This is a genomic window from Nesterenkonia muleiensis, from assembly GCF_003600155.1.
In the GTDB taxonomy this organism is placed as follows: Bacteria; Actinomycetota; Actinomycetes; order Actinomycetales; family Micrococcaceae; genus Nesterenkonia; species Nesterenkonia muleiensis.
This window is the reverse complement of sequence record NZ_QWLD01000029.1, coordinates 25,087-36,493: the sequence shown is the minus strand read 5'-3', so window position 1 is coordinate 36,493 and position 11,407 is coordinate 25,087. Positions and strand designations below refer to the sequence as shown.

Here is an 11,407-nt window from a genome sequence, read left to right as displayed (position 1 = left end):
GAGGAGAGGAAGGGGGTCGCCGAATCTGTAGATATCCCCTTTGCCGCGACGTCGGCGGGGGCGGTAACCTCCCGGTCCCGTGCGTCGCCCGCCTCGTCCGCCGCCCCGACCCCAGACACCGCAGGTGATGAACGTGTGCGCAGGTTATATCCCGCGCAGGTGTTCATCACGCGCGCACTTTGTGAGACAGAGGGCGGGCGCCGGCCTCAGGTCTCGACCACCAGAGGGACGATCATCGGCTTCCGGCGCAGCTTCCGGCTGACCCAGGAGCCGATGGTGCGGCGCACGATCTGCTGGAGCTGATGGGTGGTGTGCTCCTTGTTCTCCTGGATGGCCTCGGTGAGAGCCTTGGCGATCTTGGGCTTGATGCTCTTGAAGACCTCATCCTCCTCAGCCACACCGCGGGCGTGGATGTCCGGCCCGGAGATGATGGTGCCGGTCTGCCGGTTGACCACGGTGATCACCGAGATGAAGCCCTCCTCACCCAGAGTCCGCCGGTCCTTGAGCTCGGAGTCGGTGATCTCGCCCACCGAGGAGCCGTCCACGTAGACGTAGCCGGCCTCGATCTGGCCGACCTCGCGGGCCAGTCCGTCGCGGAGATCGACCACGGAACCGTCCTCGCACAGCAGCACGTTGCGCGGATCCACCCCGGTGGCCTCGGCCAGTTTGCCGTTGGCGATCAGGTGCCGGTGCTCACCGTGGACCGGCATGGCGTTGCCGGGCTTGAGGATGTTGTAGGAATAGAGCAGTTCGCCGGCGGAGGCGTGTCCGGAGACATGCACTTTGGCGTTGTCCTTGTGGATGACATCGGCGCCCAGCTTCATCAGCCCGTTGATCACCCGGTAGACCGAGTTCTCGTTGCCGGGAATCAACGACGACGCCAGGATGATCGTGTCGCCCTGACCCACCTGTACCTGGTGGTCGCCATTGGCCATCCGGGACAGCGCGGCCATCGGCTCGCCCTGAGAGCCGGTGGACATCAGCACCACCTTGTAGTCGGGCAGCTGGTCAACCTTCTTCAGGTCGATGAGGATGCCCTCAGGGATCTCCAGGTAGCCCAGCTGTTTGGCGATGGACATGTTCCGCACCATCGACCGGCCCACAAAGGCGACCCGGCGCCCGTGGGCGGCCGCGGCGTCGAGCACCTGCTGGACTCGGTGGATGTGGCTGGCGAAGCTGGCCACAATCACCCGCCGCTCGGCCTTGGAGATCACCTGGTCGATGGTGGGGCCGATCTCCTTCTCCGGGGTGGTGAACCCGGGGATATGCGCGTTGGTGGAATCCGAGAGGTAGAGGTCCACACCCTCCTCGCCGAGCCGGGCGAAGTGCCGCAGGTCGGTGATGCGCCCGTCCAGCGGCAGCTGGTCCATCTTGAAGTCGCCGGTGTGCAGCACGGTCCCGGCCTCGGTGCGCAGGAAGACCGCCAGTGAGTCGGGGATGGAGTGGTTGACGGCCACGAACTCGCACTCGAACGGTCCCAGCCGCTCCACATCGCCCTCGCGGACGGTGAGGGTATAGGCGTTGAGCCGGTGCTCGACCAGCTTGGCCTCCACCAGGGCCAAAGTCAGCTTGGACCCGATGATCGGGATGTCCTCCTTCTGCCGTAGCAGATAGGGCACTGCCCCGATGTGGTCCTCGTGGCCGTGGGTCAGCACCACGCCGACGACGTCGTCGAGCCGGTTCTCGATATAGCTGAAGTCGGGCAGGATCAGGTCGACGCCGGGTTGCTCCTCCTCAGGGAAGAGCACGCCGCAGTCGACGATCAGCAGTTTGCCGCCGATCTCGAAGACGGTCATATTCCGCCCGATCTCGCCGAGCCCGCCCAGCGGGACGATCCGCAGGGTGCCGTCGGTCAGCTTGGGCGGGGTGTGCAGTTTTTCAGGTGTCACGCTGTGACAGGTTCCTTTCTAGAGCTTCCAGCCTGCCTCTCGCAGGTCGGCGAGGACGAGCTCCTGCTCGGCCTCATTGGCCTGCACCAGGGGCAGGCGAACGTCTGTATTGATGGGGAATCCCATCCAGCTGAGCACCAGCTTGGAGGCCACCGCACCCTGCACGCGGGTCATGACGGCGCGGATGACCGGGCCCAGCTCGCCGTGAGCGATGCGTGCCTCTTTGAGGTCATAGTTCAGCACCGCGTCCACCATACGCCGGAAAGTCGGCGCGGCCACATGGGAGGTGACGGAGACGACGCCGGCAGCCCCCATGGCCATCCAGGCCAGGACATTCTGGTCGTCGCCGGAGTAGACCTCCAGGTCGGTCTTGGTCAGCACCTCGGTGGTGGCGGTGATGTCGTTCTTGGCATCCTTGAGGCTCATGATCCGCGGATGCTCGGCCAGCCGCAGGACGGTCTCCGTGGCCACCGGGATGCCGGTGCGTCCGGGGATGTCGTAGATCATCAGCGGCAGGTCTGCGGCATCGGCCACAGCCCGGTAATGCGCCAGCACGCCGTCCTGGGAGGGCTTGTTGTAGTAGGGGGTGACCACCAGCTGGCCGTCGGCCCCGGCGCGCTCGGCGCGGGCGGCCATCTCCAGGTCATGGCTGGTGTGGTTGGTGGAGGTCCCGGCGATGATCTTGGCGCGGTCGCCCACCGCTGATTTGGCCGCGCGCACCAGGTCGGCCTTCTCATAGTCCTCCAGGGTGGAGGTCTCGCCAGTGGTGCCGGAGACCACCAGGGAATCGTTGCCCTCGTCCACCAGCTTGGCCGCGAGCGCCTCGAAGGCTTTGAAGTCGACCCGGTCATCCTTGGTGAACGGGGTGACCATCGCGGTGGCGAGGTGGCCAAAATGGGGATCGGTCTGGTCAGGGTGCTTGACCTCGCCTTCAGCCAGGTAGGGGTCGAAGTCGTGACCGGTGGATGTGGGGTCTGCCTGCGCCGCGTCGTCGCCTGCGCGGGCCCTGTCAGGCACCATCTCTGAACTCATAGGCAGTAGCCTACCTGTGTGAGCCTACGCCCCCCTGCATTCTGGACCCGCTTCAGGCGTGAAGGCCGGCACAGGCCGGCCGAGAGGCGAGCGCGACAGGTGCGCGCCGCCGGAACCAACACGGTTCGCGGCGGACGCCTGTGGGGTGTCGACGCTGCCCGGGGCCTGGCCCTGCTGGGCATGATGACTGTGCATGTGCTGCCCACCACCGATCCGGGCACCGGTGAAGCCACCTGGGCCGGCATGCTGTTCTCCGGGCGTTCGGCGGCACTGTTCGCAGTGCTCGCCGGGGTGGGCCTGGCCCTGCTGACAGGTGGCAGCAGCACTGAGGCACGAGCGCAGCGACGTGCCGACTTGAGGCGCGAAGGCCGGCGCAAGCCGTCCGAGAGGCGAGCGGTACCTGCGCCCGCCGCCGGGACCAGCACTGTTGCTGTCCGGGCTGCGGTGATCATCGGCATCGGACTCGTAGTCTCCATGCTGGGTGCCGGTGTGGCGGTCATCCTGGTGCACTATGGGGTGCTGTTCCTGCTGGCCCTGCCGTTTCTGCGGCTGGGTGCCAGGGCTCTGTTTGGGCTGGCGGCCGCATGGGTGGCCGCAGCACCGCTGCTGTACTGGTGGGTGCAGAACCTGCTGCGGCCCAGCGCCGCTGAACCGCCGGAACGGCTGTGGCACTCGCCGATGATCTTCGACCTGGCGAATCCCGGGCTGCTGACCCTGGACCTGTTCGTCACCGGCTACTACCCGCTGATCCTGTGGCCTGCCTATCTCTTCGCGGGGATGGCGATGGGCCGGCTGGACCTGACACGCACCGCAACGGCGCTTCGGGTCTTCGGGGTCGGGCTCATCGGCGCGGTGCTCACCTACTGGATCGGGTGGTTCACCATTCAGCGTTCGGGCGTGGCCGAGCGGATGCGGCCCTATGCCGATTCTGAGGGCGCGCTGGCGGGAGCACTGGAGACCGGGGACCATCTCCTGCCGCTGGTGACCGATCCGTTGTGGTTCCTGATCCCGATGGCGCACCAGGGCAGTCATCTGGACCTGCTGCACACCATCAGCTGCGCAGCTGCCGTGCTGGGGCTCTGCCTGCTCAGCGCTCAGCTGCTGAACAGGCTGCGGCTGCAGTGGGTGCTCGCGCCCCTGGCCGGGGCCGGTGCGATGCCGCTGAGCCTGTACGTAGGGCACCTGATCGTCCTGGGCCCGTTCTGGCGGATGGAGGACGCCCCCCTGGCGTCGGTGGCGGAGGAGACCATGATCTTCTGGCTGGTGGTGGCCGCTCTGGCCGCCGGAACGGTGAAGGTGCTGCTGCGCCGTCGTGGTCCGCTGGAGGCTCTGACGCACATGCTCAGCACCGGCACCTCCTGAGAGGCCACATCAGGCGTGAAGGCCGCGGCAACCCGGCCACGAGCATGCCGGACTCCGCCCGCGGAACCAGCTGCAGGCGTGAAGGCCGCGGCAACCCGGCCGAGAGCGTGGCGGGGTTTCCCCGCCCGCAGAACCAACACAGCACAGTAGGCTGGTGGCCATGGCTGAAGAGATCAGAGTGGCGGTGCTGGGCGCCGGAGGGCGGATGGGTTCAGAGGCGGTCAAAGCGGTGGAGGCCGCCGGGGACATGGACCTGGTGGCGGCCCTGGGCCGTGGAGACTCCTTGGCGCGCCTGACGGAGTCCGGTGCCACCCACGTAGTGGATCTGACGGTGCCGGAGGCCACGGAGGTCAATGTGCACTTCGCCGTGGAGCGCGGGATCCATGCGGTGGTCGGTGCCACCGGGTGGAACGGCCAGCGCTTGGCGGCACTGGAGCAGAAGCTGACAGAGCACGACGATGCCACAGGTGTGCTGATCGCCCCGAATTTCGCACTGGGCTCGGTGCTCGCTTCCGCCTTCGCCGCGCAGGCGGCGAAGTACTTCGAGTCGGCCGAGATCATCGAGCTCCACCACCCGGAGAAAATGGATGCCCCCTCCGGGACGGCGGTGCGCACCGCTGAGCTGATGGCCGCCGCCCGGGGTGAGGCCGGCACCGGGCCCTCCCCCGATGCCACGCAGACACAGCTCGAGGGTGCCCGGGGGGCCGAGGTGGCCGGCATCCGGGTGCACTCGGTGCGGCTGCGCGGTCTGGTGGCCCATCAGGAGGTGCTGCTGGGCTCAGTCGGTGAGCAGCTGACCTTCCGGCACGACTCCTTCGACCGCGCCAGCTTCATGCCCGGAGTGCTGCTGGGGCTGCGCACAGTCGGCTCCCGCCCTGGGCTGACCCATGGGCTGGACGGCTACCTGGACCTGTGACTGCAACCCGCTGTGCGCCATACTGTGGCCCCTGGTCACCACGACTCAGCACTTTTCTGCCCCAGAATTATGGTCGTGAGAGGCCAACGACCGCGAAGGGATCATCATGAAGGACAAGGTGTGGACCTGGGTGATGATCGTTCTGGTGACGATCATCATGACCGGTGCGGCAACCTCGGCCATCCGGTTCCTGAGGGTCGACGACGCCGTCGCCCGTTCGCTGGGACTCGGCGCCCTGGTGCTGGTGGCCGTGGGGGTCTGGTTTTTGTGGAAGTCGATCAGCTTCGGTGTGCGTACTGAGCGGCTGGGCCGGATCCTGTCCCAGGAGGGTGGACTCCCTGAGGATACGGTGCAGCGCTCACCTGCTGGGCGGCCGAACCGCGAGCAGGCCGATGAGCAGTTCGCCCGCTTCAAGGCCGAGGCCGAGGCCACGCCTGAGGACTGGCGGGTGTGGTACCGGCTGGCCTATGCCTACGACGTCGCCGGCGACCGGCCCCGCGCCCGGCGCACCATGAAGCAGGCCATCGATCTGCACCGCGCAAACTGACTGAGCCCACAGGTTCCCCTCAGCCAATTCTGCGTTGAAGGATCGCCCTGCGTTGAGTGGCCGATTCTGCCCATAATTCGGCCGAGTTTAGGGGGAATTAGCGGCGCATTCGGCCAATCGATGGGGAGAGGGCGGCCAGGGGATCGCCCATCCGCGGGAGGCTCACCCCCAGTGGGCGTCGCGGATATCGGCCACCTGGTCGCAGAGGTGCGGCAGCAGCTCGACCAGCACTTCCATACCTTCGCGCACCGCTTTGGGCGAGCCGGGCAGGTTGACGATCACCGTGGAGTCCTTCACTCCGGCCACCCCGCGGCTGATCGCGGCCAGCGGCGTGAGCTTCCGGCCGTGGGCACGAATGGCCTCCATCACGCCGGGGATCTCCTTGTCCAGCATAGGTTTGGTGTATTCGGGGGTGAGGTCGTCCGGGGTGAGCCCGGTGCCGCCGGAGGTGATGATCACCGCAGGCTCAACCTGCACGATCAGCTCAGACAGTGCGGCCAGCACGCCTTCGCCGTCGGGGATAATGACCGGCGGACGAGTGACAAAGCCGATGGTCCCGGCGAACTCGGCGATGACCGGCGCCGATTTGTCCTCCCGTTCACCGGTGGCTGCCCGCGTGGAGACAATCACCGGCGCGACCACTCGAGCGTGGGGATCATAGTCAGTCATGGCGTTCACTCGCTTCCCATCTCACTGCTTCGCATTGAGCCGGGGCCCGACTCGCTCTCTTAGAGCCTACGCTGTGAGCTCCAAACGCTCGACTGATTGTCCGGTGACCTCGGCGATCAGCTCGAAATCTCTGTCATCGTGGAGCACAGTGTGTCCTAGGATCTCCCCTGCTGCCGCTAGCAAAAGGTCGTGGGGGCCGGGCGCGCGGTGCCAGCCATGATCGGCAAGCTGGGTCTGCACCTCATCCGCCCGATTCTCAATCCTCGGAGTCAGATACTCCACCGGCAATAGGGACAACGGCGGGATCATGAACAGTCGCCGCCGTTCTTTTCCGCTCTGGGCAAGGGTGCCGATCTCCAGCCGGGTAGGCGAGAGAATGAACACCAATCCCCTATCGATTCGTTCTTTCCATAAATCTGGCCGATATGCCTGCCCACGGTGCAGCCGATTGAACGCAGAGGTATCAATGATCCATGTAGGGCCCTTTACCACCGACCATCTCCTCGATCTCCTCGTGACTGAAGTCATCGGTCAGTTCCCGCAGATCATCCCAGCTCCAACGGGGAGCCACCCGGTGCTCTGCGTACACCACATCAGCACGAAGTTCCCTCAGCAACCTTCGCTTCACGTATTCGTTTCGCGACAGGCCAAGCTTTTCAGCCTCGGACGTGAACTCTTCGATTGCTTCCTTGGACAGTCCTCTGATCAGAATGTCGGGCACGGCAACCACCTCCACACCTATGATATCGCGATATCACTCAGGTTCTAGGGCGCAACGATGGTGGTGGCCAGCGGGCCGGTCAGCAGCCTGGAGGCCACCCGCTGCACATCGGCGGCGGTGACGGAATCCACTTCGGCCAGGGTCTCGGAGATGTCGACGAACTCCCCGCGCACCAGCTCGGCGGTGCCCAGCCTGTTCATCCGGGAGGAGGTCTCCTCCATGCCGAGCACCGTGCCTCCGCGCAGCTGACCTTTGGCGCGGGCGAGCTCCTCGGCGCTGACCGGCTCGGCGGCCATGCGCTGTAACTGCTCCTCCAGCACACCGATGACCTTGTCCACCTTGGAGGGCAGACAGCCGGCATAGAGTCCGTAGTAGCCGGCATCGGTGTAGCCGGCGGAGAAGGAGAAGGTCGAATAGGCCAGGCCACGCCTCTCCCGCACCTCCTGGAACAGCCGGGAAGACATCCCACCGCCGAGGATGGCGTGCAGCAGGCTCAGCGCGTACCGGTCCGGGTCGGAGGCGGCCAGGCCGCGCCCGCCCAGAATCACCTGGGCCTGCTCCACCGGTTTGCTGATCTGCTCCACGCCAGAACGCACCGGAATCTGCTGCTGGCGCGCAGAGCGCAGCGCAGCGGGCGACGACGCCGCGGAGACGTCCCAGCGGGAGCCATCCAGCGCCTGGGCAACCAGGCGACAGACGGCGTCGTGCTCCAGTCCCCCGGCGGCGGTGATGACCAGTTCCTCCGGGCGGTACCAGCGGTGGTAGTGGTCCACCACGTCGTCGCGGGTTGCCGCACTGATCTCCTCCGGGGTCCCGCCGATGGGCCGGCCCAGCGGATGGCCGTCCAGCACCTGCTCGGCGAAACGCTCCTGGACCACATCGGCGGGGTCGTCCTCAGCCATGGCCAGCTCCTCCAGGATCACCCCGCGCTCGACCTCCAGCTCCGCCGGGTCGATCACCGCGGAGGTGACCATATCGGTGAGCACCTCCACGGCCATCGGAAGATCGGCATCCAGCACCCGTGCGTAGTAGCAGGTGGACTCCTTGCCGGTGAGCGCGTTGGAATCGCCCCCGACGGCGTCGAAGGCCGCTGCGATGTCCAGGGCCGAGCGTTTGGCGGTGCCTTTGAACAGCAGATGCTCCAGAAAGTGGGTGGAGCCGTGCTGGTGGTCGGCCTCATGCCTGGAGCCCACAGCGATCCAGTAGCCGATGGTCGCTGAGCGGACGCCGGGCATCTGCTCGGTGAGCACTCGAACGCCACAGGGAAGCACGCTGCGGGTGACGGTGGTGCCGGTGTCGCTGTTGAGCACGCCGGCTGTGTCGGGACCGATGGAGACTCGCATACCGGAAAACGCTACCTGAGTTTCGGGCCTCGGGGCCTCTCTGATCTCAGCCAGGTTCTCAGGGGTGTGCGTTAGGGTAGCGATGGTATTGCATGCGCTGATTCACAAGGGAAGGATCTGGGGGACCTGGAAAAGCGAATCCTGACCACTCCATTGGGCGTGCTGGTCATCTGTGCTCGGGGCATCTACGCATTGATGAAGCAGCTGCCGGTGCAGCGCAAGGTCGTGCTGATCACCCGCGAGCCCAAACAGATCACTGTGGACTTCACCCTGCTGAAGGAGGCGATCCGCCGTAAGCATCCGGATCACCGGATCGTGGTGATCAAGCATAAGAAGCTCTCGGCCACCTATATCCCCAAGGCGTTCCGTGAGATGTACCACTTGGCCACATGTGCTGGCTGCCTGGTGGACGGTTACATCATCCCGGTGAGCATCCTCAATCACCGCAAGGAGCTGCGGATCGGTCAGATCTGGCACGCGCTGGGGGCCATCAAGAAGTTCGGGCATCTGGCCTCGGGCACCCGTGAGGGCCCGAATCCGCGGGTGGCGGCGACCATGCGCATGCACCAGAACTACACTTTCGTCTGCGCCTCCGGACAGGTCCCGGCCTCGATCTATACCGCAGCCTTCGGGATCCCCGCTGATGGAGTGCAGCCGCTGGGGATGCCACGGGTCGACTATCTGCTGGATGAGCAGACCATGACTGCCCGGCGGAAACGGATTCTTACCAGGTACCCCCGGCTGCGGCAGACAGTGGAAGCCGGTGGCAGAACAGTGCTCTACATCCCGACCTTCAGGCGTGGCAAGCACATCCCCTACACTCAGGTGGCCTCCGCCTTTGCTGACGACGACGCCGCCAATACCCTGGTACTTCTCCCCCACCCGATCGACAAGTCACCGCTGCCGGAGGGCGGGCCGACCATCCTCGGCACCGACTTCGGCGTACTGGACTGGCTCTCGGTGGCCGATGCGGTGATCACCGACTACTCGGCGGTGACCTACGAGGCAACCCTGCGGAACATTCCGCTGGTGTTCTGGCCCTATGACATAGAGGACTACACCGAGGCCCGAGGCTTGGCCCTGGACTATGCCTCAGAAGTTCCCGGGCCGATCGTAGACTCGGCTGCGCAGGCGGTGGATGTTGCCCTGTCGATCCCCGAGCCTGACTACCGGAGGTTCCGCTCCAAGCATCTGAACTATGTGACCGGACCTCACGGAGCACTGCCTGGGGAGCCACCCGCCTGCGCCGACCGGATCGTCGAAGCACTGGAGCTGCACTGAGCACTCCCGCCGGCGGGGAAACCCCGTCACGCTCTCAACCGCGTTGCCGCGGCCATCACACCTAAAGCACTCCCGCGGGCGGGGAGACCCCGCTCGCCTCTCGGCCAGCTGACGCTGGCCATCACGCCTAAAGGGCCGGCACGGCTTCGCTTGCCGGCGCTCCCTCCGCCGGCGGGACCACACGCCGCTCAGTAACTGTAGTTCCCGGTGTTCGACATTTCGAAGCCGAAGAGTTCGATGCTGTTGTAGCAGGTGACCCGGTCGCTCAGCTCGGTGCACACAAGGAAGCCGTCGGTGGCGCTGTCGTCCTCGGCCAGCGTCTCCCGATCCCCGGGCTCCAGGTGCGCATCGCAGTCGAGATCCACGCCGTCGACTGTCATGCGGTAGGTGGCCCCCTCATCGCACTGCTCCGGGTTGGTGTCATAGACCGTGCAGGTGAGCCCGTCGTTGAACTCGCACTCCACATTGCCGCCCTGGGCAGAGAAGCCGCTCATGGCCTCGGCCCCGCGCAGGCTCACCGACCGGTCAGCCCAGTCGGTGCCTACTGCGGTCAGTGCTTCGCCCATACCGTCCTCCGGCGCCTGGGAACCACTGCGTGCCGATTCGAAGACGCCTGCGGCATGCGTGGAGGAACATTCTGACTGAAGGGATTCGAAGGTGGATTCCAGCAGGGATGAGTCTTCTTCCCCGGGGAAGCCCTCCTGCGGCCCTGCTGCGGCGAGGAGAGAGGCGACGACACCGGCGTCCTCCTCGGTGTCACAGCTCGAATTCTCACTCAGCTCTGTCACAGCGGCCCGGGCCTCGACGATGGCTTCCTCGTCAACCTGTGGCTGCTCGTCCTCCGGCTCCTCCTCGTCGGTCTCTTCGTCTTCCTCCGGCGGGGTGGCGGTCGGCTCCGGATCAGTCGGTGGCCCGACGGTAGGGGCCTCGTCGTCGTCACCGCCCAGCAGTATGATCAGCAGGCCGATGAGCACGCCGACGGCACCGAGAACGACCGCAGACAGGGCAAGCACAGGAAGCCACCGGCGCTTCTGCTCAGGCGCGGGGGCGAGTGCGGGTGCCGGGGCGACATCGGCGGGCAGCAGGGTGCGCCGGTCCTCCGGGCCGGCTGGCTCGGCGCCGGGCACCGGGTGCGGGCCTGGCTCCTCATGGACAGCTGATGCGGCTCCTGCGTACTCATCTTCATGCCGGCTCGGCGGCGCGCCGGCGCTCTCTAACTCCTCGCTCTCAAGCTCATCGGTTTCACGCTCATCAGCCTCAAGCTTGCCGGTGTCAATCCCGTCAGTCCCAGGCTCATCCGGCACCAGGGCCGGAGCGTGCTCCTCCGGCTGAATCGGGGCGAAACTGGAGGTGTCCCACAGACCAGCGATCGGGTTCTCCGGCTCGGGCGCCGGATGCACGGAGACTCCGCCAGCTGCCTCACGCTCTGCGATGGCGGCATCGATCTCCGGGTTCCCCAAAGCACCGAGAGCATCCACCAGCTCCTGGTAGGTGCCGGGGTTGGCCGCGACAGCCGGACGCAGCTGGGGGTGGTTCTCTGCGATCCAGTGGAGAACGTCCCAGTCAGTCTGCGGATTGGAGGCCAGCGCCTCGAGATCGTGATTCTCGGTCATCGTCATCCAGGTTACGTTAAGCCGGGTACCTGGC

At 66.1% G+C, this 11,407-nt stretch carries 11 protein-coding genes; 4 read left to right on the top strand and 7 right to left on the bottom strand.

The genetic code is table 11. The features are described from left to right. Window positions 1-206: 206 nt before the first annotated feature. Together DVO78_RS08200 and dapA are read right to left on the bottom strand one after the other, a co-directional pair. Entirely contained in the window at window positions 207-1,889 is a 1,683-nt protein-coding gene (locus DVO78_RS08200; RefSeq protein ID WP_120004331.1) for a ribonuclease J, read from the bottom strand. Window positions 1,890-1,907: 18 nt separating this feature from the next. Beyond that, window positions 1,908-2,921, bottom strand: a complete 1,014-nt coding sequence (gene dapA / locus DVO78_RS08195; protein ID WP_274380749.1) for a 4-hydroxy-tetrahydrodipicolinate synthase — start codon at window positions 2,919-2,921, stop codon at window positions 1,908-1,910. Window positions 2,922-3,020: 99 nt separating this feature from the next. Between dapA and DVO78_RS08190 the strand changes: the two genes are divergently transcribed. The 3 genes from DVO78_RS08190 to DVO78_RS08180 all read left to right on the top strand — a co-directional run bounded on the left by DVO78_RS08190 (window position 3,021) and on the right by DVO78_RS08180 (window position 5,746). Then, window positions 3,021-4,283, top strand: coding sequence for a heparan-alpha-glucosaminide N-acetyltransferase domain-containing protein (locus DVO78_RS08190; RefSeq protein WP_120004329.1), 1,263 nt, complete (start codon window positions 3,021-3,023; stop codon window positions 4,281-4,283). 160 nt (window positions 4,284-4,443) lie between these two features. Then, window positions 4,444-5,199, top strand: coding sequence for a 4-hydroxy-tetrahydrodipicolinate reductase (dapB, locus tag DVO78_RS08185; protein ID WP_120004328.1), 756 nt, complete (start codon window positions 4,444-4,446; stop codon window positions 5,197-5,199). A gap of 106 nt (window positions 5,200-5,305) precedes the next feature. Next, a complete protein-coding gene (locus tag DVO78_RS08180; RefSeq protein ID WP_120004327.1) occupies window positions 5,306-5,746 on the top strand; it encodes a hypothetical protein in 441 nt (146 codons plus the stop codon). A 162-nt stretch (window positions 5,747-5,908) separates the two neighbouring features. On the opposite strand, the gene DVO78_RS08175 is transcribed toward DVO78_RS08180, so the two are convergent. The 4 genes from DVO78_RS08175 to DVO78_RS08160 form a co-directional block, all read right to left on the bottom strand. Then, window positions 5,909-6,415 (bottom strand): MogA/MoaB family molybdenum cofactor biosynthesis protein, encoded by a 507-nt coding sequence (locus tag DVO78_RS08175; protein ID WP_120004326.1) that lies wholly within the window; start codon window positions 6,413-6,415, stop codon window positions 5,909-5,911. A gap of 66 nt (window positions 6,416-6,481) precedes the next feature. Continuing rightward, window positions 6,482-6,943, bottom strand: coding sequence for a PIN domain-containing protein (locus DVO78_RS08170; RefSeq protein WP_120004325.1), 462 nt, complete (start codon window positions 6,941-6,943; stop codon window positions 6,482-6,484). Further along, complete coding sequence (locus DVO78_RS17525; protein WP_157983948.1) at window positions 6,879-7,151, bottom strand: hypothetical protein; 273 nt, start codon at window positions 7,149-7,151, stop codon at window positions 6,879-6,881. The genes DVO78_RS08170 and DVO78_RS17525 overlap by 65 nt, the downstream gene beginning before the upstream one ends. Window positions 7,152-7,180: 29 nt before the next feature. Further along, entirely contained in the window at window positions 7,181-8,479 is a 1,299-nt protein-coding gene (locus DVO78_RS08160) for a M16 family metallopeptidase (RefSeq protein ID WP_120004323.1), read from the bottom strand. 159 nt (window positions 8,480-8,638) lie between these two features. On the opposite strand from DVO78_RS08160, the gene DVO78_RS08155 reads away from it, so the two are divergent. Further along, on the top strand, window positions 8,639-9,760 hold the full coding sequence (locus DVO78_RS08155; protein ID WP_120004322.1) for a CDP-glycerol glycerophosphotransferase family protein: 1,122 nt from the start codon (window positions 8,639-8,641) through the stop codon (window positions 9,758-9,760). 188 nt (window positions 9,761-9,948) lie between these two features. Here the strand turns inward: DVO78_RS08155 and DVO78_RS08150 are convergent, their stop codons facing one another. Then, window positions 9,949-11,373, bottom strand: a complete 1,425-nt coding sequence (locus DVO78_RS08150) for a variant leucine-rich repeat-containing protein (protein ID WP_120004321.1) — start codon at window positions 11,371-11,373, stop codon at window positions 9,949-9,951. Window positions 11,374-11,407: the final 34 nt, after the last annotated feature.